Below are 21,217 nucleotides of genomic sequence, written 5' to 3' on the forward strand. Positions count from 1 at the left end.
ACATCATAGCGTATTAGTAACGCTTTTTTTAATGATTCAATAGAAGAGCATCACTTGCTCTTCTATTTAGCGATAATTTGTCTGGTACCATGAAAAATAATGAAAATCTGGTTGTTGTCCATCTAAGTGCCACGGCAGTATATGTCGTCATAGGCAATGTTGTCTCTGCAAAAGACATTCGTATTTTGGGCGTAGGACAAGTTAAAAACAGCGATTTTTATCAAGGTCAAATAAAGCATCGTGAACGTCTACAAGGTGCTATTAAGCAAGCCATTCAAGAAGCGGAAGACACCGCTAACTGCCGTGTGCATAGTGTTTGGTTAACCCTTGCGACCCCTGAGCTATCTAGCAAAAACAGTGCTGGAGAGGTCAAAGTAGAAGATGAAGTCGTACGTGCCAAAGACATGGTACAAGCATTGGCCAATGCAAAATCGCGTGATTTATCATCTGACTATTATTTGATGCATTGCTGTCAGCAAGGTATCTATGTTGATGAGCAAGATTTTATGGTGGATGATGTCATCGAAATGATGGCACACAATATCACCGTGATGTACCACATGATGATGATGCCTGTTGCCAGCCGTCAGAATATCCAAAAACTATTGCAAAGTTGTGACGTCGGCATTGATCATATTGTTTTTGATGCAGTGACCAGTGCTGAGTATAGTTTGATGACTGAGGAACGCCAGCAAGGGGTTTGCTTAGTAGACATCGGTGCTAGTACGACCAGCATTTGTGTGTATAAAGAGAATAAACTGATTTTTACACATTGTATAGCAACAGGCAGTCATGAAGTGACAATGGATATTTCAGCTGATTTTGGTATTTCCATGATTGAAGCTGAAAAGCTGAAGAAGTCTCATGGCACAGCTGATGTTAATAGTGTCGATCCAAGCGCCTTCTTTTTATTCAAGCCTCAAGGCTCGGGTGACGAAATCAATATTGGTATCTATAACCTAGCACGCATCATTGAAGCTCGTTACGTTCAGATATTTACTGAAGTAGCGCGTCAACTACACGAAGCAGGTTTGATAGGCTATATCGATAAAGGGATTGTGTTGACTGGCGGCGGTAGTACGATTAAAGGTATGATACCCTTTGCCAAAAAGCTACTAAAAATGCCTGTCGTACTAACAAACACCCATCCTGCTATCAGCGCTTATAATCATTTTGATAATGATGAGTCATTTAAGCTATTAAATAGTCAAGTGAATGACCGTGCTTATCAGACAGCTTTTGGTACGTTGTTATACAGTCAGAGTGAGCAATTCCGCCGTAGCGAAAAAAGTGAACCTGAAGCGATTCAAAACAATCGAGTATCAGGCGTATTTCGGAGTGCGGGTCAACGGTTTGCAAATGTTTTAAAGAAAATATTATAGATCTGTTTAATATCATATCTAGAGCATCCATACATTATGGAATGTCTCTAAGTTGGTTAAGCAAGAAAATAAAGTAATATTGCGAATAAATTAGTTTTAAAAATAAAGTATTAAGTAATAATGACATATTATTGTCTATACTGATCGATTTTAGCCATACCCTGTTTTATTTAAATACATTTATATATAGTATGTCGATAGCGCGCCACATGAGTGCGTTACTATGTATCGACTTACACGCTATCTGCAACTGGAGAATCTTTTTTATGTCAAAATACACCATGCCAGATGATAATCAGCTTCAAAACAATGGCCAAGCAAGCTTCACTGTATTCGGTGTTGGTGGCGGCGGCGGTAATGCAGTTGAACATATGGTACAGCAAGGCATCAGAGGTGTAACGTTCGTTTGTGCCAATACAGATAAACAAGCGCTAGATCGTCTTACTGCACCGCACAAATTGCAATTAGGTGCAAAAACGAACCGTGGTCTAGGGGCAGGCGCAAATCCAGAAGTGGGTCGTGAAGCAGCAGAGAGCGAAGAAGAAGCGATTCGCGCATTGCTTGAGCACTCGGATATGGTATTTATCACTGCTGGTATGGGTGGCGGTACTGGTACAGGCGCAGCGCCAGTTGTTGCTCGTATTGCTAAAGAAATGGAAGTGCTGACAGTTGCGGTTGTGACCACGCCATTTAAATTCGAAGGTGGTAAGCGTATCAAAGCTGCTAAAGCAGGTATTGAGCAGCTGACTAACTTTGTCGACTCAATTATCACGATTCCAAATGATAAATTAATGAGTGTATACGGCAACATCTCTATGCAAGATGCTTTCAAAAAAGCGGATGATGTATTGCTGCATGCTGTTCAAGGTATTGCGGAAACCATTGCTAGCGAAGGTATGATCAACATCGACTTTAACGATATCCGTACGGCAATGACTGCGAAAGGTCATGCGATGATGGGTATTGGCCGTGCCAGCGGTGATGATCGTGCGCGTCAAGCGACTGAAAAAGCCATCAGATCACCACTACTTGATGATTTGCGTTTAGAAAATGCAAAAGGCCTATTGGTTAACGTTATTTCTTCAGAATCATTGTCACTAGATGAGATGAGCAAAATCAGTGCAATAGTCGAAGAAATTACTGACATCGACGACGCTCACATTTTCTACGGTTCTGTGATTGATGAAAAAATGGGTGACGACTTACATGTAACCGTTATCGCAACTGGCTTAACGTTAGATGAGAATGCTGGACAAGAGCCAGAAGTAGTAGAGCAGCCAGTACCTTCTGTTAATAGCACGCAACCTGTTGATCCTAATGTGCATACCAGCGCTTTAAATAGTCAGAAGCAGTCTCAAGCTCAGCAGTATCAAGATAGCGTTGCACGTCCTAGTGCAAGTGCACCTCAAGAGCAGCCTAAGACGAAAACAAACAGTATTCAAGACTATTTAAAGCGTCAACAGAATAAATAGTACTTCTAATTTACTGTGAGTAAGAAAAAGCCAGCGTTTTAACGTTGGCTTTTTTGTGTTTAAGGAAAAATGAAACGTTTTCTATAAGAAAATTCATGCCAGTTTTCTATGTAATCTATATGTATATGACTGTCGAAACTTATATGAGCCTCGTTGTTTTATAGCATTAAATAGGCTATATAAAGTAAAAATCAGCAATAGGATATTGACGATAAGTGTTATCAATCAAGGAGATAAGAAAATTAGCGCTTTTTATATATAGCGAATAAGGGGTCGGTAATGGTACACTATGTCAATTGTAACAAAATATGTGAGAAGACAACCATGAACCAAAGAACCATAAAAACAGCAATAGCCGTTACGGGTACTGGTCTACATAGTGGTCAGCCTGTTGACTTGGAGTTTCATCCACAGCCGATTGACACTGGTATTGTTTTCGAGCGCTCTGATATAGAAGGTAGTCAACCAATTCCAGCGAGTGCGTTTTTAGTACAAGACACGATGATGTCATCGAATTTAGTGTTTGGTGGTACGCGAGTGGGGACGGTTGAGCATCTGCTTAGTGCCATCGCTGGTCTAGGAATAGACAATCTGTTAGTTCGGGTCTCTGCTTCAGAGATACCAATTATGGATGGTAGCGCTGCGCCTTTTGTTGCGCTCTTACTAGATGCAGGATTTTGTGAGCAAGAAGCGGCCAAGAAATTTATTAAAATTATACGTCCAGTACGAGTAAAACTAGAAGATAAATGGGCAGAGCTACGTCCTTATGAAGGGTATGAATTAAACTTTGAAATTGATTTTGATCATCCTGCGTTTGATAAGAACTTTCAGCATGCACAGTTGCAGTTCTCTACACAGAACTTCATCGAACAATTAAGCACTGCGCGTACTTTTGGATTTTTACGTGATATAGAAGCGCTACGTCAAAATAACTTAGCACTTGGCGGCAGTATGGAAAATGCTATCGTTATCGATGATGCCAACATACTTAATGCAGAAGGCTTACGTTTTAACGATGAGTTTGTCCGTCATAAAATTTTAGATGCTTTGGGAGATTTGCATCTGATTGGCTACCCAATTTTAGGTCGTTTCAATGCCTATAAGTCTGGTCATGCTCTAAATAATTTATTAGTACGTGAAATACTATCTGACGAAGATAACTTTAAAATTGTAACTTTTGATGACAATGTAACCTGTCCTATCGAGTATTTACCGCTTAATGATTTGGTTATTGAAGGATAAATACAGGAATATACAGGAAGTATCGAAACATTTACGCAATATTACATAGAAAGCCCATAATTACATTTATATAATATGCTATATTTTGAATATAATATCTATATGATTATATGAATTTTCTGTTAAGGCATATAATACAAAAGCTGTAGATGGTTTTTAAATCCTTCGTTAGCTATATCCATAATCTGGATGTAACTAACGAAGGATTTTTTTTATCTGATACATTACAAAAATCCATCTTTATCAATGCCATCACCTGTTCTTATTTACATAACTTTACATTTAACGGTCAGTATTTTTAATGATTAATCAAACGCAAAAGGGCTTTTTTGAGATTTTCATCAGTGGTGACATGCTCTGCGGCCTGTGATATAGTCCGTTTTGTGTTCTGGCTAAGCGCCTGATTTTCATTGGCTTTACGAGAATTTGGTAAGTGCAGTGATGATGTTGACGATTGTTTAGATGAATAATTATCGGCAGAGCTTTTAGCCACAACGACACGGATTTGCTTGAGTTGTTTAAATGTAATTGACTGCTCTGTTAGTATTTGCAAATACGAGCTATGTAAATAGCGAATATGATTTGCTGCTGTCATTGAGCTAACACTTAATATCAACTGCTCAGGTGTTAAGCCTACAACCCAACAGGTATTGAGTATTTCTTCAGGTAGACAGTCTACCAATAGCTCTTTTATCTCGTTGGTTGCTTCTATATATAGTCGCATGTTGTTAGCAAGGGTTTGAGGTAGCGCGCTACCAGCAAATGCTTGATGATCTATAAGCTGGGCAAGCCGATTAGGCTGTTTTTTTGACATCGTAAGTACTCATCTAATAGGTGACAAACTCGATACTCATAACAGACATGCTAAAAGCAATATATAGCAGATGGCTTATAAGATAGTTGACTAGGTGGGAAGTACTACTGGCACTAGTCACTATTTGAAAAGAATGAACCGTTGTAATAGGGATTTTATCACGTCTATTTGATGATTATATCCTCTAAATTAATTGATGCTTCGTTACGGATGACGAGCAGACTTGTATTAACAATAGGTAGTAAATTTATGAAACAAGCTTTATTGATTTTGTCAGTATTGGGAATGGGTATCGCACAGACGAGTGGTGCTGCCGAAACAACCTTTCAACCAAATAATACCTTGAGTCATACCATCACAAATATTTCTACTTCTGCGAACTATGGTTCTAGTCGCAACATCTATAGCACTAACAGTGGTGCACATGTATATAGCAACGATGAGATCAGTCAAGCAATTGACAATCTAAGTGCTCATGCTAAGCAAAAAGAATATCAGCTCGCTTCACTGACCAGTCGTTTATCTTACGAGCAGCGTCAGCAGCAAGCAAGCCGCGTACCTGACCGCAACTCTGCTCCTGCTATTGCAGCAGCAAATGCCTCTCGCGTCGCTCTATCTAGAAGCTCTGGCTACTGTGCTCGCTATGTACGTAAAGCATTACAATCAGCAGGTTACGAATTTACGCCTAACCCTTCAGCCTATCAGTACGCCTCTCGTGGCACGCTAGCCCAAGCTGGCTTTACCAAGATCAGTAACGACATGGCACCACAAGTTGGTGATGTCGTTGTCTATAACCGCACGTCAAGCCGTCCACATGGTCATATCCAGATTTTTGATGGCAATGACTGGGTATCTGACTTCCGTCAAAACAGCATTAGCCCTTATAGCGGTACATACAGCTATACGACATGGCGTGATTCGCAGTATGTTGATGATGCATCAGATCGTGGTATCTACCTTGCGATGGCTGACAAATAAACATCGGTTAAATGAAGTAAGTATCAGTTAAATAAGACTAAAGTTTTCTCCAAACTCAGTAATGCTCTTTATGACATTACTGGGTTTTTTTGTGCTTTAAACTGGGATGCCTAAATGAGTACAGCTCATATAACCAAATCAAAGCTCAAATTTTGGCCAATAGTCACGATTGTGAAAATCAGGCGGAGAGGCATGACCCGAGGCAAAGTATAAGTCAGTTTTGCCAAACCATAAGATGACACAAGGATGTATTTGTTCAATCATCATGTTTGCAATAGCGTATTGTTGATTCGGTAGCTGCGTTATAGGTAGGCTAAAGCTGCGCTCATAATTAGCAGGTGTCTGCACTGCCGTTGGAGTGCTAGATAGTAGGCTTGCTACTGATAAGGCTGTCAAATCCTTATGGTTATTCCAACCAATAGATGCGCATGTGGTTCCGTCGGTCTCATACAACGGTAATGGCGGTAGTGTCGCAGGGTTACGATAGTTCTCAAATTGATAGAGTGCATAGCGGCCGTCAGGGCTAGCATTAATCTCTATATAAGCGGTTGTTTGCTGAAATGGTATCTTGTGCGGTTCTGTCTGGTCAGATGCCACGATATCTTCGCCATCAGCCTTACAGCCAGCAATAAAGCATTCAAGGCAGGTTTCTTCCCATAGATAATCAGTGAAATTTACTTGAGTTTGTTGCCATGTTGGCCAATTGAGTTGATTAGCTAGAATTTGACTAGGCAGAGTCACTTGATAGGTCAGCACTAGTTGCAAAGCTGGTTGCTGGATGATCTCTACACTTACTTCGATAGAGATATTCTCAAGCGCTTCTATAGATACACCTAGTTGCTGAGCGTCTTTCACTATTGTCTCGGTGGCTATACAGAGGTCAAAAGATTGGTTCATTATGGGTACATCTCGACGGTAATAATAAAGAGGTAATAGTGACAAGAGAAATTATACTGATTAAGGGCACTAATACTATATGGTAAGTATAACCGAGACTATCGAAAAACATAAAAGCCGCGAGCAAGATGCGTCGCGGCCTTTGTATTTCATTATCGTTTGGCTATGATATAAGTGAACATAAAACCCAGTCACTTAAGTCTAGTCGGTCATGACATATTACTGTGCGTGACGTGCTAGGTTAGACAGTTTTGGGTTGGCATTTGGGTTTTTGCGTAGTAATAATGCCATACGACCAATAGAGTGAACCAAAGATGCATTAGCCGCTTTAGCAAGTTCAGCACCAACGATGTCACGCTCTTCTTTCGTGCCAGCAGGCAATTTCACTTTGATAAGCTCATGATCTGTTAGCGCGCGATCGATTTCCTCAGTAATGGTTGGGGTAATACCCTTGTTGCCGATCATAACGATAGGCTTTAGCTCGTGACCGATGCCTTTTAGACGTTTGATGGTAGCGTTATCGAGTTGCATAGAATTCCTAAGTGTTGGTAAAAATAAAAATGGTACTATCAAAAACAGTTATTGATCATTATAGATAATCTGTGACCATCTTGCATGAGATCAGCAGGATTTTGCACGATTTTACGTGACGAAAATGTTAAACTGAATGTTTGGTACATTATAAACGCTACTGCCTTATAAAACAGTTATTTAACCAATAGAATTTGGTCAGTTTGCAACCAACCATGAATAAAAAATCTGATTAACACCGTATTTAGAATAATCCGCAACGGATTAATATCAGTTTGTAAGTGATAGAGCAATTAAAGCAGCTAGATTTAGTAAAGCAATAGGAGCAGGTATTTTGGCCACGCGTATCGAAAACAAAAAACTATCAAAGAGCAGCAGTGCTTGGATGAAAGAGCATATTGACGATCATTATGTGCAAAAAGCTCAAAAAGATGGCTACCGTGCCCGTGCCGCTTATAAATTATTAGAGATTAATGAAAAAACCAACCTAATCAAAAAAGGCATGACGGTCGTGGACTTGGGCAGTGCGCCTGGTAGCTGGTCACAAGTCGCTGGTCGATTGGTAGGTGACGATGGTATCTTGATTGCCTCTGATATTTTGGCGATGGATACCTTGCCTGATGTGACCTTCATTCAGGGTGATTTTCGTGAAGCTGAAGTGTTTGATGCCATTATGGCAGAAGTGGGTGATAGACAAGTCGACGTGGTATTGTCTGACATGGCACCGAATACTGCGGGAAATAGCGCTATCGATCAGCCACGTATGATGTACTTATGTGAGCTAGCAGTAGACTTCGCGCTCGCAACCTTACCAGAAGGTGGCGCACTTATTATGAAAGTGTTTCAAGGTGAGGGTACACAAGAATTACGCAAGCAGATGCAGCAGGATTTTAGTAAGATTCGTAGTATAAAGCCAGGTGCGTCACGACCACGCTCAAAAGAGATGTTTTGGATAGCGATTAAATAGTTTTAACATCAATAGGTTGCTGCTCTTGTAAGCGTGAGGGTAAACCACCATAAAGTGTTATTATCGCGATATAAAAGCTGCGTCAATTGTTAAATGAATAATCGTGAAACCTGCTTGAATTATGCGGGTTAGCACCACATATCATGGTATATTACCTTTGTTTTTAGCATACGTTTTAGGCAAAGTCGTCTGATAATAAGCGTTTTACAAGCTCAATGATCGTATATCTATGTTTCTCTCATAATGATTATTTATAAAAACAATTTTTAGGCTACCTATAAATCATATAAGTTTAATTTAGCAGTTTTTTATTATCGGGATATTCGTTAAAAATGAGCAATACGTTTATAGACGTCACGTGTTTAATAAACACACCAATAAGTAAGGGATGGGAATAACTAGTGAGCGACATGGTAAAAAATACCTTATTGTGGCTGGTGGTAATCGGCGTTTTGGTGCTGGTGTTTAGCGGCTTTGATCAATCCTCTGAGCCGGATAACCTTAACTACTCTGAGTTTGTGACCGCAGTGTCAGAAAACCAAGTAGCCAGTGTCGAGATCGACGGCGAACAGATCACCGGCGAAAAGAAAAATGGTTCATCTTTTGAGACCATTAGACCAGCTGTGTCAGATGACCAGCTCATGCCAATGCTACGTGAGAACCAAGTCGAAGTTCAAGGAACGGCACCAAAGCGCCAAAGCGTATTAATGCAACTACTGATAGCCAGCTTCCCAATTCTATTGATTATTGGTCTGTTCTTATTCTTTATGCGTAACATGCAGGGCGGCGCTGGCGGTAAAGGCGGCGGCCCAATGAGCTTTGGTAAATCTAAAGCCAAAATGCTGACCGAAGACCAAATCAACGTTAACTTCGAAGACGTGGCTGGTTGTGAAGAAGCCAAAGAAGAAGTGGTTGAAGTGGTTGAGTTCTTACGTGATCCAGACAAATTTACCAAACTGGGTGCAACGATTCCTCGTGGTATCTTGATGGTAGGTCCTCCAGGTACAGGTAAAACCCTGCTAGCGAGAGCCATTGCTGGGGAAGCTAAAGTGCCGTTCTTCTCAATTTCAGGTTCTGATTTTGTTGAGATGTTCGTCGGTGTTGGTGCATCTCGTGTCCGCGATATGTTCGAACAGGCGAAGAAAAGCGCTCCTTGTATCATCTTTATTGATGAGATTGATGCAGTCGGTCGTCATCGTGGTTCCGGTATGGGCGGGGGTAACGATGAGCGCGAGCAGACATTGAACCAGTTATTGGTTGAAATGGATGGTTTTGAAGGCAATGAAGGCGTTATCGTTATTGCCGCAACCAACCGTGCTGATGTGCTCGATAAAGCATTATTGCGTCCAGGTCGTTTTGACCGTCAGGTACAAGTAGGCTTGCCGGATATCAAAGGCCGTGAACAAATCCTAAAAGTCCATTTGAAGAAACTGCCAAATACAATCAGTGTAGATGCCAGTTCTCTTGCTCGTGGTACGCCTGGATTTAGTGGTGCACAGCTTGCTAACCTTGTAAACGAAGCTGCATTGTTTGCCGCGCGTCGCAACAAGACCAGCGTCGATATGAATGACTTTGAAGATGCGAAAGACAAGCTGTATATGGGCCCTGAACGCAAGTCCATGGTAATACGCGAAGAAGAGCGCCGTGCGACTGCTTATCATGAAGCGGGTCATGCGTTAGTAGCTGAACTATTACCGGGTACAGATCCTGTGCATAAAGTTACTATTATGCCGCGTGGTTTTGCCCTTGGTGTCACCTGGCAGTTGCCTGAGCACGATCAAACCAGTATGTATAAGTCGAAAATGCTGAGCGACATTGCTATTTTGTTCGGTGGTCGTATCGCTGAAGAAGTATTTATCAATCAAATGTCGACGGGTGCTTCGAACGACTTTGAACGCGCTACCAAAATGGCACGTGCAATGGTGACGAAGTACGGTATGTCTGATGCACTTGGTATCATGGTGTACGAAGATGACGACAACTCGCAAGGGTATTTCGGTGGTGGTGGTCGTACAATTTCTGAAGCTACTCAGCAGAAAGTCGATGAAGAAGTGCGTCGTATGCTAGAAGAGCAGTATGATATTGCTCGTGAACTGATTGAGGCTAACCAAGACAAAATGCATGCAATGGTTGATGCGCTTATGAACTGGGAAACTATTGATCGTGACCAGCTGCAAGATATTTTAGCAGGTGAAGAACCACGTCCACCGAGAGTTTACCAGCATAACGAAGTAAACTTATCGAAGAACGATGTCAAAACAACTGGTGCTACACCGCCACCATTACCGGCGATGTAAGTGCTAGCGTATTCATGTTTAATAAAAAGCCCTTTACGATAAAGGGCTTTTTTATTGTCATCATTTTATGAAGGGTTTAGAACCCTATAAGATTTACTGGTATCATAAGCGTAGATAACAATAAATAGGGCGTATTGAACATTCACAAATAGGCACTGCTAATCGCTAAAACTGTTCCAGACAAGGCATAAAGTGACGGTAATGCTCCAGCCTTAACTAGGTTTGCAACGTACTGCTTGTATGGATCTGGGGGCAGTTTTAGGCTCAGCTCTAATATTAACAGAAGGAGACAGCACTCTTTTTTGCCATTTCATTGTTAAAAATACACGCTTAGAATGACTAAACTTACTATTTTTAACGTCGAACTGTCTAAAAAATAGTCTCTGTCAGTGCCATGGTCGAATGTTCAATACGCCCTAAAGCTGCATTATAAATTTTACTTGTGATGGATTATTCATGTCATTTTTCCAACCTTTACCCAACTACCAAGTATCTAGCCGTGATAAAACCTTAGATTTGTCGCAGCCGCATATCATGGGTATCTTGAACGTAACGCCAGATTCATTTTCAGACGGTGGGCAGTTTAACGCAGTAGATAAAGCCGTCGCTCATTGTCAGCAGATGATGAATGAAGGCGCTACTATTATCGATATTGGTGGTGAATCTACTCGTCCAAATGCGCAAACTGTAGCGACTAAAGACGAGATACAACGAGTTGTGCCAGTGGTTCGAGCCATTCGTCAGCATTGTGGTGATGCTATTTGGTTATCGATTGATACTAGCAGCCCTGAAGTCATGCAGGCAGCATTTAATGAAGGTGCTGATATTTGGAACGATGTACGAGCACTGAAACGTACTGGTGCGGCAGAGCTAGCGGCTAAGCTTGATATACCTGTTATGCTAATGCATATGCGCGGTGAGCCAACGACAATGAATAATCTGGCACAGTATGACAATGTGATCGATGAAGTGCGTACAGAGCTGCTCGACCGTATTAACGAAGTAGTCAGCATCGGCGTCAAACAAAGCAATATCATTATCGACCCAGGTTTTGGTTTTGCTAAGAACTATGAGCATCACTGCGCATTATTAAGTCAGCTGAGCAGCTTGCAGACATTAGGGCTGCCAATGATGTTTGGCATTTCTCGCAAGCGTTTTTTAGCAGAAGTATTGACCAAAAGTGGGTCTGAAGCTGTGAGTACGACGCAAGCGGTAGAGCGTGATTCGGCAGGAACCGCTGCTGGGCTATTGGCCGTACAACAAGGCGCAAGTATCATTCGTACGCATAATGTGGCGATGATGCAGCAAGCAGTGGCCTTATGGAGTCAACTGTCAGAATATCGTTGTTAATTTCATTCTACATGTCCGAATGCATAGCGAGATTTTAAGACTATAAATATTCTATACGCTATGCTTAACGTCTATTTTTAAACTGTCTAAACCAATAAAACTATCTCAATTAATAAGAGTAAATCTATGACAAGTACAACTCAGCCAGAACCAACCAATGAACAGCGCCGTATTATCTATCAAGCTCGCCGCGGATTAAAAGAATTGGATTTTTATATTGATCCTTACGTCAAGGAGCTGTATCTGACAGCAGATGCTACTGAACAAGCAACATTTGCAGAAATGCTCACTCATGAAGACCCAGACTTGCTAGACTATTTTACCAATCAAAATCGTCCAGAAGAGGATGACATCTGGGCGTTGGTCAATAAGATAAAAACATGGCGCCATACCAAAGACTTGGTTTAGCTTTTAAAGAATGGGTCAGTACAATATCTAACGTTTCCCATGGTACGCTTATATGACGCCAGTAACTTCGCTACGTATTGATACAGCTATCAAGCCTGCCAGTTATGTACGCGCGCTGCTATATGTAGGCTTGACTGGCGTTATGATGATATTGGCATGGTTTGCATCTTTGACTTTGTGGCAGTATTTACTAATCTTAATAGTCTCGGCAGCAGTTGCAAGTTATCTGATTATATCGAGACCGATACTATTACATATTAGTCAGCCATTGCTCAGTCAGCGTGTCGATAAAGAATGGCAATTACTGATACGAACGGGACGCGGCGATGAGTTATGGCAAGTAGAGTTAATCGATATAAATCACTACCAGTGGGCGATGAGTATCGAGTTCAAGATCGTTGAGCCTTATCAAAGATCGTTTTCGACGACTATATTTCGCGACCAAGTAAATCACGAGCAATGGCGACAATTAAATATTTTAGCCAATATCAGTAAGGGTAATATTAGATAGCTGAGTATTTATGGAGCTTAGGTTTTTCCTTTTACGATGAAAAATCCCTACACGTCATAACAAAATAGCTAACTCCAAGCACAAAGAGGTTTGTTATATTAAAATCTGTTATATTAAAAATAGAAAATAAAACTCGTAAGTCTGCTGTCCTTTTATTAAAAAAAATGTAGGCAGATATGAGGTTTCACAATTTTTAGCAGTATTTTTGTAGTAAACAATAGGATAAAAAGAGGAATAGATAATGAGCTTATTAGGGAATTTAGTGAGCCAAGTGGCACGTAGTGCAATGAATCCAGACGATGCTCAGCGCAATCCAGTTAACCAACGTACTGAAACACGGCAGACGGGCGGACTAGGTGATATTTTAGGTAGTGTGCTGGGCGGTGGCAGTCAGGCAGGTGGTTATAGCCCTCAACAAAATAGTCGTCAAGCAGATAATGGTTTTGGCTTAGATGACATCGTTGGTGGTCTCACGGGCGGTAGTCAGCGCGGCGGTATGAGTTCAGGTGCTGGCGGACTAGGTGATATTTTAGGTAGCGTATTAGGTGGTCAGCGTACTAATAGTGGGTTTGGTGGCAAAGGTATGCTCGTTGCAGCATTGATGCCTATGGTACTTAGCTGGATCAAACGTAATGGTGGTTTGAGCGGTGCATTGTCGAAAATCACTGGTATGGGCTATGAAGGTCAAGCAGGCTCTTGGATGAGTAATAACGAAGCAAACGATAATTTAGATCCAAACGAAATCAACCGCTTATTTGATGAAAATGAAATTCAGCAAGTGGCCGCTCATACTGGTGCTAATGAAACTGAGGTAAGACAAGGGCTCGCTGAGCTATTGCCTGAGGTAATGAATCAGCTAACGCCTAATGGCAATCTGGATAATGAGTCTGAAGCCAATGAAGAGATAGATCAAATCATTAGTCAGCTATCTAGCCGTCTTGGTAATTTTAAGTAGTTTGTTCAAGTAGTTTGGCAGCTCAAAATTCGAAAATTTCTAACTGAATACTTAAAAGCCGCCTCAATTAAAATAACTGGCAGTACTGTTTCTGGCAGTATTGATTAAAGAGCACGTTATATAACGTGCTCTTTTTTACATTTGTCATAATAGTATGACTGTCGATAAATACCGTTTGGCAGGGACAGTGATAGCGATAGCAATAGCAAGTCCTTAAAATCGCTCGTCTAGCGTCTCTGTAGTATGGTTAAGTGCTGCGAAGCAGATATCGGTATTAAACCCTCTATACTGTAAAAAACGTAACTGCTTGGCTTTTTCCTTTTGTTCAACTGGTATGTCATTACCGTATTTTTTGGTACGTGCTATCACCGCCAGTTTCAGCCAATCCACACCATCGACTAGGTTGTCTGCATCATCATCTACAAACTCACTAAATTCATCAGACTCAGTATTTGCCAGATCGATTAGCTCATCGATGTTACCTGGCATAGCAATCTTCTTGCGATAGAATTCTTGTTTGATCCGACCACGTCCGCGGCCTTTGCGAATGTTCTCACGTATCAACATTAGGATAGTGCGATAATCACTTTGATAACCTTTTTCTTCAAACTCATCGAGCAGTGCGTCAATTTTTTCTGGGTCTTGCTCTTTGTCGATCAGCTTTTGCTTTAGCTCAGCCTTACCGTATTCACGGCGTGATAAATAATAAAATGCGAGCCAACGCAATCGACTTTCAGCTTTAATCGCATCGATTTCTGCTTGTTTTTGTTCAGGGGTTCGTAAGTAGGCTTTGAGCGCGGCTGGTATGTTATCGTTTTGGCTGTCTGTTTCACTATCATTGATAGCAAAAAACTCAGCTTCATGTTCTGAGTTTTTGGATAGCGGCTCAGTGCTATCACTAGTACCAGTTGTCAAACCATCACTAATTTCGTCATTATGAATGTCGAGTTTGACTTCTGCCAGCATCTCTTTGATGGTTTGTGCTTCAGGGGGTTGATATGTAGGGGTATCACTAGGCTCAGCGGTAAAATTGGCTGCTGGGTGAAAACGCTTTTTACGTTTTTTAGATTTAGAGTTCTTTTTTGACTTAGGAGAGGAGTCTTCGAAAAACGCTGTATCAATAGTAGCGTCATTCTTGACTGAATCATCTTTATTTGAGCGGGTAGTCCGTTTACTAGTTTTCTCTCGTTTTTTATGCTCTTTCGTATGAGAGTTTTTGGACAGTTTTTTTGGTTTGCTATCAACAGAACTAGCTGAGTCGGCACCCGACTCAGCTAGAATTTCAGCTAAGGTTTTAATTTTCATAATGAATCATAGTGACTGGCAACGGTTAATCATTAAACCATTATTGTACAGGTTCAGAAGCCTGTTCTGTTTCTTCAGTTTCGTCGGCTTTGCTATTTTTTTTCGTACCAAGCTTTTCGTCACGAATCTTGTCTTCAATTTCTTGAGCAATGGCAGGGTTCTCTTTTAAGAAAAGCACAGAGTTGGCTTTACCTTGACCGATTTTTTCGTCGCCATAGCTGTACCAAGAGCCTGCTTTGCCAACGGCTCCAATCTCCACGCCTAAGTCAATGACTTCGGCTAAGTGATTCGTACCTTCACCGTAAGTAATTTCAAACTCAGCTTGGCGGAAAGGTGGTGCCATTTTGTTTTTGATAACTTTGACACGGGTCTGGTTACCGATGATTTCATCACCGTTTTTGACCGCACCAATGCGGCGGATATCCATACGTACAGAGGCGTAGAATTTCAGTGCGTTACCACCAGTCGTCGTTTCAGGGCTACCGAACATAACACCGATTTTCATACGGATTTGGTTAATAAATACCACCATACAGTTAGAGCGTTTGGCGTTACCAGTGATTTTACGTAGGGCTTGGCTCATAAGACGCGCTTGTAGACCCATGTGTGAGTCGCCCATTTCGCCTTCAATCTCGGCACGTGGTGTCAACGCAGCTACTGAGTCAATTACGATCATGTCGATTGCGCCTGAGCGTACCAACATATCTGTAATTTCAAGAGCTTGCTCGCCATTATCAGGCTGAGAAAGCAATAAATCATCAGTGTTTACCCCAAGCTTGCGTGCATAAACAGGGTCAAGCGCATGCTCGGCATCGATAAAGGCACAAGTACCGCCTTGCTTTTGACATTCTGCAATAGCTTGCAAGGTCATGGTGGTTTTACCTGAGCTTTCTGGACCGTAGATTTCAACGATACGGCCTTTTGGTAGACCACCAATGCCAAGCGCAATGTCTAATCCTAGAGAGCCTGTAGAGACCACATCGACATCCATAATGGCCGAGTCATCGCCTAGATGCATGATGGTGTTTTTACCAAATTGCTTTTCGATTTGACCTAATGCCGCTTTGAGGGCTTTGGCTTTATTGTCGTCCATATTGGATTCCTTGTTTTCGGTAGTTAAGTTGATGCTATAAATAAAATATTGGTACGGTTAAAACCTTTGGCAAACGCATACTGACTGTTATGAAGTCGGCAATTATTGTTTGGCTGTTTTATCGAAAAATAGGTTGTCACGTGACTGGTATAGATAGTAGTATCAAATGTATCGTTCTACTATACAGTAAAATTAAATAGCGAGAGAAGTAAAGATAAGTCCGTAATACACTGTCGTTATCGTTGTTTTTAAGTCAGCTTTGGCGTGCTAATTACTTGAATCAATTTCTTAACGCTGTTGATTTGATAAGGTAATTATAACAAAAGCAAGGCACTATAATGAGTGTTGAGGGATGCTAGACGACACTATCTGTCGTATGGTATGAGACTGAAAATCTATAGAAAAGATGCGATAGGTCGCTCTTGTTTTGAATCTTATAATGACTATGCTTGTCAATAGATTTAGGAGTTGTCCACAACAAATAAAAGGCTTATTTTTACTGATTGTGAAACATTATGAAGAATTAAATTATTTTAGAAATTATTTAAAATAATTTTTTATGTGTACGAATTTAATATAAGTTATTGATTTTAAATGTTTTATAAATTGTATAAAAAATGAACGATTTTACCTTATCCTTTAAGTTGCTTAGCTATAAAGTTGTCAAGTAGTGACTTATGCACAGGGTTATCCACAGCTTATGGGGAGAACTCTGTAAAGCCTTATAATACATAAGTTTACGTAGATAATTAGTATGAGGAACGGATTCTATATTTTGTTTCTAACTACTTTAGAGAAGCAGTTTTGTCTACGAACAACGTTATGAGCGCTATGTTTCACAAATTATAAATTTATCTTTTTTTATGCATAATCATACTATAGGCATTAAAAGTCAGGAGTATGACTCAAGATATACACTTAAGATATCAGCAGACATAGTTATGCATAGGATGTCTAGTATTTTTAGAAATATTTTCTACAGCCTATAAAAGGTCACAAAAAAGCGGCTACATCAGATAGCCGCTTTGTCAAAATTATCAAAAGTAAAGCTGTATTGATCAGTCTTTGATATAGATCAAATCCCAGACGCCATGCCCACGGTCGAGGCCACGACGCTCAAACTTGGTCATTGGACGAAAGTCAGGACGCTCAGTGAAATTACCTGTACCTGCTTTGTTGGTCAGTCCAGCGAAACCATCCAATACTTCAACCATCCAAAACGCATAATGCTCCCAGTCAGTTGCTGTATGGAACCAGCCGCCTTGTTTTAAGCTGCGCGTAACGATGGTCATACGTTCAGGACTGACAAAACGACGCTTATAGTGGCGCTTCTTTTGCCATGGGTCAGGGAAGTATAGCTGAATACGGTCGATATGGTTTTCTGGTAGTTGCTTGAGCAATTGAATGGCATCACCGTTGATGATTTTTACGTTGCTCAAATTTTGGGTGCCAGCCATATAAGCACATTTACCAATACCAGGCTCATGCACTTCTACACCGACAAAATTACGAGTAGGGTCAGCGGCCGCCATTTCAATAAACGAATCACCCAAGCCAAAACCAATCTCTACCGTAAGCGGCGCATCTGGACCGTTAGGGCTATCAGCAAATAACGTACGTAAGTTGTCAATACCGGTAAGATCGCCATCACCAAAACTGTTATTGACCAAATACTCAGAAAATTCTGGAGCAGTTAGTGCAAGCTCGGCGTTTTTGTTCATGTGCGTACGGCGCTTCATAAACGTATTGACGATGCGGATATGCTTGTCAGAGGTCGGTTCTATCTCTTGGCTAGTGCTGTTATCGATATCGATAGGCTCGCTTGTGCTATTAAGGGTTTGCTCATCAGTAGTATTGGTACTATTGACGTTGTCATTGATATCAGAATGTTGACTCATAGGATTCGTAAGGCTTAATTAGGTGGGTGATGTTTGCTTATTATAAGTTAAATCCATACAACTGTGAACGGACAATCCTATTTTCGCGTATTTGCTGGTCAGTGCTGTGGTTTCTCTATGTTACACACGGGTTTTAGCGTTATCATATACTGGTATCTTTTAAATGCTTTTTCTAAGAGTCAGTAAGTAGAGCGTGTTGCCATGTTATTTATAGAGACAGATTCACCGCCACCATTTTATCAAGAGTCGTTAACACCTACTAAACGTAAGCAGTTAGACAAGTGGTTCATCGGTAATCGTACCCAGCGTTATTACCTCAAACGTTTTGAGCAGTTTGATCAGCAAGGTTATCTGTCACCAAAATGGCATTGGGCTGCGTTTTTTATCACCTTTCCTTGGCTGCTATATCGCAAGCGCTATATGGATGCGATTGTCTATAGTGTTGCAGGGTGGTCTTTTATCCAGCTTAATGTCGCGCTGGTGCTAGTCGCCTTTGAATTTGTAGCGATGTCCTATGTACCAGATGCTTATCAGATGGCAACACGTATCGGTATTGCTGCTGTTATTTGGCTATTTTGGTCGTTTATGGTAGCACGTTGGACAGATGCGTATTACTACCGAATGGCAAGGCGTGAGATCGCTGATGCGATAAATGACTATCCGCGAGATGAGGCCGCACAGAAGGCGCATCTGCAAAGAGAAGGTGGCGTTAGCTTGTTTGGATTGGCATTAGGGTTTGGTTTTTTTGCGTTTTCGCTATTGGTCATTAAGGTGCAGTTTTTGCCTATTATCGCTAAGCCAAAAGCAAATGAAGTGTTGTTTGACGCTTATGATATTGCAAAGAATGCCCAAAACCGAGTGGCGTTGATTTATCAGCAGACGGGGCAGTGTCCAGTAGATTTGCCTCTCAGCACCGAGCAGCAGCAACTACGCATGCATGTCGATACTCAGGCCGCTGGTGTGCCAGAAACCGACTGTGCGGTAGTAGCAACGATTCAGAACGTGACGTTTCCGATACGCTATTTAAACGAGCAGACGCTGGTCTTTTATCATTCACCAGAAAGTGATAACTGGGATTGCATAAGCTCACTGAATAAAAAACAAGCCCCTAAAAACTGCATAGCTGATTAGGGACTGTATTTCACGAGTGCTTGTAGGTGTTGCTAGTGCTGAGAGCTACTGCTTAGGGTTAATGCTTAGAATCCGTTGCAGTATCATCTTTTTCCTCAACTGGTGTTGCTTGGCTCTTTAACGCCTCATAAAAATCGGTTAAATCCATTTTACGTGCTTTACCAATATCTTCGTCAAACAAGCTTTCAAGCTCAGCCATTGCTGATTGCGCGGATTCAATCATGCTAGCTTCATCATCGTAGATAGCTTGTTGGCGTTCGATCAAGTCATCATCATAATCACGGAATGTTTTTACTGTTTCTCGCGCTTTTTCTGGTGAGATACCTAATAACTGTAGTGATTCGCGTGACATGTCCAAAGACGACAAATAAGTCTCACGCCAAATGTGCCGCACGCCAACCTCACGCAAGCGATAATAGTGCTGACGATCGCGTGCTCTTGCCAATACAATTAGTTCAGGATAATTTTTACGAAGATACTGAGCGGTAGTGATAGAGCGTTCTAAGTCATCGATAGCGAGAATAAACACTCGCGCTTTTTGAATGCCTGCCGCTCGTAAAATCTCAGGGTTCTTTGGGTCGCCATAATATACTTGGTTACCGAACTTTCTTACAAAATCTACTCGGTTTGCAGAGCGTTCGATAGCGGTAAATTCGATATTATGCATGCGCAGTACACGGCCAATAATCTGACCAACGCGGCCAAAGCCCGCAATAATGACCTGATGTTCATGATCAGGAATGGTATCGTATTCGCGACTTGGTTTGCTCTTGGCAAATAACGGCTCACCCACTTTTTCTAACAATAAGAATGCCAAAGGTGTCAGCGCCATCGAGATGGTAACCACAAGATTGAGAGTATTAGCAAGCTCAGGACGTAAGACATTTTGGGCAGTGGCAACACTGAATAGGACAAAGGCAAACTCACCACCTTGAGCTAAGGTCACGCCCAATCGGATACTCGTCGGCCAGCGATTGCCCGATACTTTTGCAATTCCTGCAATCACTGCAAACTTGATAAACATCAAGGCGAGCGCACAGCCAATAATAAAGATGGGTTCTGCTAAAATGAGTTTGACGTCGGTAAGCATACCGACCGACATAAAGAATAGACCTAACAGCAATCCTTTAAAAGGTTCGATACTGGCTTCTAATTCGTGACGATACTCAGAATCAGCGAGCAACACACCTGTCAAAAATGCACCTAATGCCATTGATAGACCGATTTGACCCATCAAAATAGACACGCCCATCACGATAAATAGCGCGACCGCTGTCAGTAGTTCTGACGCACCACTGGAAGCCACAAATTTGAAGAAGGGTCGAACCACATAACGGCTGGCAAAAATCAGACCGGCAAAGACAGCAAATACCTTACCAAAATAAATTAAATCGTAGCTTTGCTCACGCACCCCTGATAAGAACGGAATGACTGCCAACAATGGAATGACCGCAATATCTTGGAATAATAAAATGGTGAAGGCTTCTCGACCATGCGTGCTCGAAAGCTGCTGTTTTTCAGTCAGTATCTGTAGTACAAACGCGGTAGAAGACAGGGCTAAACCAAAACCAACGATAAAGGCAGTATCTAGTTGTAAGGAGAAAAACTGATGTAGGAGCCACATCAGTAGCGTACCAGTTAAACCGACCTGCAAACCGCCCAATACAAATATAGAGCGGCGCAATGCCCAGAGCCGCGAAGGCTGTAGCTCAAGCCCGATAATAAACAGCAGCATGACCACGCCAAACTCTGAAAAGTGCAATAGACTTTCAGCGTCGCCTGCCACATCCAAGCCACTTGGGCCCAATATGAGTCCAGTGATGAGGTAGCCTAAAACCGTTGCAATGCCGAAGCGTTTACCAAGAGGGACAAAGAGCAATGCTGCTCCCAAAAATATAGTGGCTTGCAACATGAGATTTGGTGAGCCGGCGGCGGCAGCAAACATCTGGGCTCCTTAAAATTTGAATAAAATATACAATATAAAAT

General features: G+C 41.6%; 18 protein-coding genes. 11 read left to right on the forward strand and 7 right to left on the reverse strand.

Features of this window, described 5'->3' with window-relative positions; all coding sequences use genetic code 11:
* Positions 1–89 precede the first annotated feature (89 nt).
* The 3 genes from ftsA (at position 90) to lpxC (ending at position 4,096) form a co-directional block, all read left to right on the forward strand.
* Complete coding sequence (ftsA, locus tag JMX96_RS09155) at positions 90–1,382, forward strand: cell division protein FtsA (protein ID WP_057761435.1); 1,293 nt, start codon at positions 90–92, stop codon at positions 1,380–1,382.
* 266 nt (positions 1,383–1,648) lie between these two features.
* Entirely contained in the window at positions 1,649–2,854 is a 1,206-nt protein-coding gene (ftsZ, locus tag JMX96_RS09160) for a cell division protein FtsZ (RefSeq protein ID WP_057761433.1), read from the forward strand.
* 324 nt (positions 2,855–3,178) lie between these two features.
* On the forward strand, positions 3,179–4,096 hold the full coding sequence (lpxC, locus tag JMX96_RS09165; protein WP_201568753.1) for a UDP-3-O-acyl-N-acetylglucosamine deacetylase: 918 nt from the start codon (positions 3,179–3,181) through the stop codon (positions 4,094–4,096).
* Positions 4,097–4,394: 298 nt separating this feature from the next.
* Here the strand turns inward: lpxC and JMX96_RS09170 are convergent, their stop codons facing one another.
* Positions 4,395–4,910 carry a hypothetical protein gene (locus JMX96_RS09170; RefSeq protein ID WP_102091884.1) on the reverse strand — a complete coding sequence of 172 codons (516 nt, stop codon included), beginning with the start codon at positions 4,908–4,910 and terminating at the stop codon, positions 4,395–4,397.
* Positions 4,911–5,159: 249 nt separating this feature from the next.
* Between JMX96_RS09170 and JMX96_RS09175 the strand changes: the two genes are divergently transcribed.
* Complete coding sequence (locus JMX96_RS09175) at positions 5,160–5,888, forward strand: CHAP domain-containing protein (protein ID WP_160022325.1); 729 nt, start codon at positions 5,160–5,162, stop codon at positions 5,886–5,888.
* 138 nt (positions 5,889–6,026) lie between these two features.
* Here the strand turns inward: JMX96_RS09175 and JMX96_RS09180 are convergent, their stop codons facing one another.
* Together JMX96_RS09180 and JMX96_RS09185 are read right to left on the reverse strand one after the other, a co-directional pair.
* Positions 6,027–6,785, reverse strand: coding sequence for a hypothetical protein (locus JMX96_RS09180; RefSeq protein ID WP_201568754.1), 759 nt, complete (start codon positions 6,783–6,785; stop codon positions 6,027–6,029).
* 219 nt (positions 6,786–7,004) lie between these two features.
* Positions 7,005–7,316: a YhbY family RNA-binding protein gene (locus JMX96_RS09185; protein WP_057761426.1), complete on the reverse strand. Its 312-nt coding sequence runs from the start codon at positions 7,314–7,316 to the stop codon at positions 7,005–7,007.
* A gap of 334 nt (positions 7,317–7,650) precedes the next feature.
* Between JMX96_RS09185 and JMX96_RS09190 the strand changes: the two genes are divergently transcribed.
* The 6 genes from JMX96_RS09190 to JMX96_RS09215 all read left to right on the forward strand — a co-directional run bounded on the left by JMX96_RS09190 (position 7,651) and on the right by JMX96_RS09215 (position 13,804).
* Positions 7,651–8,283: an RlmE family RNA methyltransferase gene (locus JMX96_RS09190; protein WP_057761424.1), complete on the forward strand. Its 633-nt coding sequence runs from the start codon at positions 7,651–7,653 to the stop codon at positions 8,281–8,283.
* Positions 8,284–8,684: 401 nt separating this feature from the next.
* Entirely contained in the window at positions 8,685–10,580 is a 1,896-nt protein-coding gene (gene ftsH / locus JMX96_RS09195; RefSeq protein ID WP_057761422.1) for an ATP-dependent zinc metalloprotease FtsH, read from the forward strand.
* A gap of 456 nt (positions 10,581–11,036) precedes the next feature.
* Positions 11,037–11,930 (forward strand): dihydropteroate synthase, encoded by an 894-nt coding sequence (gene folP / locus JMX96_RS09200; protein WP_201568755.1) that lies wholly within the window; start codon positions 11,037–11,039, stop codon positions 11,928–11,930.
* A gap of 126 nt (positions 11,931–12,056) precedes the next feature.
* A complete protein-coding gene (locus JMX96_RS09205; RefSeq protein ID WP_057761419.1) occupies positions 12,057–12,338 on the forward strand; it encodes a succinate dehydrogenase assembly factor 2 in 282 nt (93 codons plus the stop codon).
* 52 nt (positions 12,339–12,390) lie between these two features.
* Positions 12,391–12,849, forward strand: coding sequence for a hypothetical protein (locus JMX96_RS09210; RefSeq protein WP_201568756.1), 459 nt, complete (start codon positions 12,391–12,393; stop codon positions 12,847–12,849).
* Between the two features lie 241 nt (positions 12,850–13,090).
* On the forward strand, positions 13,091–13,804 hold the full coding sequence (locus JMX96_RS09215) for a YidB family protein (protein ID WP_201568757.1): 714 nt from the start codon (positions 13,091–13,093) through the stop codon (positions 13,802–13,804).
* Positions 13,805–14,017: 213 nt separating this feature from the next.
* Here the strand turns inward: JMX96_RS09215 and JMX96_RS09220 are convergent, their stop codons facing one another.
* From JMX96_RS09220 to trmB, 3 genes are all read right to left on the reverse strand, one after another.
* Positions 14,018–15,109, reverse strand: coding sequence for a regulatory protein RecX (locus tag JMX96_RS09220; RefSeq protein ID WP_201568758.1), 1,092 nt, complete (start codon positions 15,107–15,109; stop codon positions 14,018–14,020).
* A 40-nt stretch (positions 15,110–15,149) separates the two neighbouring features.
* Positions 15,150–16,202, reverse strand: coding sequence for a recombinase RecA (recA, locus tag JMX96_RS09225; protein WP_201568759.1), 1,053 nt, complete (start codon positions 16,200–16,202; stop codon positions 15,150–15,152).
* 1,058 nt (positions 16,203–17,260) lie between these two features.
* Positions 17,261–18,100 (reverse strand): tRNA (guanosine(46)-N7)-methyltransferase TrmB, encoded by an 840-nt coding sequence (gene trmB, locus JMX96_RS09230; RefSeq protein WP_201568760.1) that lies wholly within the window; start codon positions 18,098–18,100, stop codon positions 17,261–17,263.
* Between the two features lie 201 nt (positions 18,101–18,301).
* Here trmB and JMX96_RS09235 point away from each other — a divergent pair, with 201 nt between their 5' ends.
* Positions 18,302–19,231 carry a DUF2628 domain-containing protein gene (locus JMX96_RS09235; RefSeq protein WP_201568761.1) on the forward strand — a complete coding sequence of 310 codons (930 nt, stop codon included), beginning with the start codon at positions 18,302–18,304 and terminating at the stop codon, positions 19,229–19,231.
* 58 nt (positions 19,232–19,289) lie between these two features.
* Here JMX96_RS09235 and JMX96_RS09240 read toward each other — a convergent pair whose 3' ends face one another.
* A complete protein-coding gene (locus tag JMX96_RS09240; RefSeq protein WP_114700593.1) occupies positions 19,290–21,176 on the reverse strand; it encodes a monovalent cation:proton antiporter-2 (CPA2) family protein in 1,887 nt (628 codons plus the stop codon).
* Positions 21,177–21,217 lie beyond the last annotated feature (41 nt).

The sequence above is a fragment of the Psychrobacter sp. JCM 18900 genome (assembly GCF_904846625.1).
Classification (GTDB): domain Bacteria; phylum Pseudomonadota; class Gammaproteobacteria; order Pseudomonadales; family Moraxellaceae; genus Psychrobacter.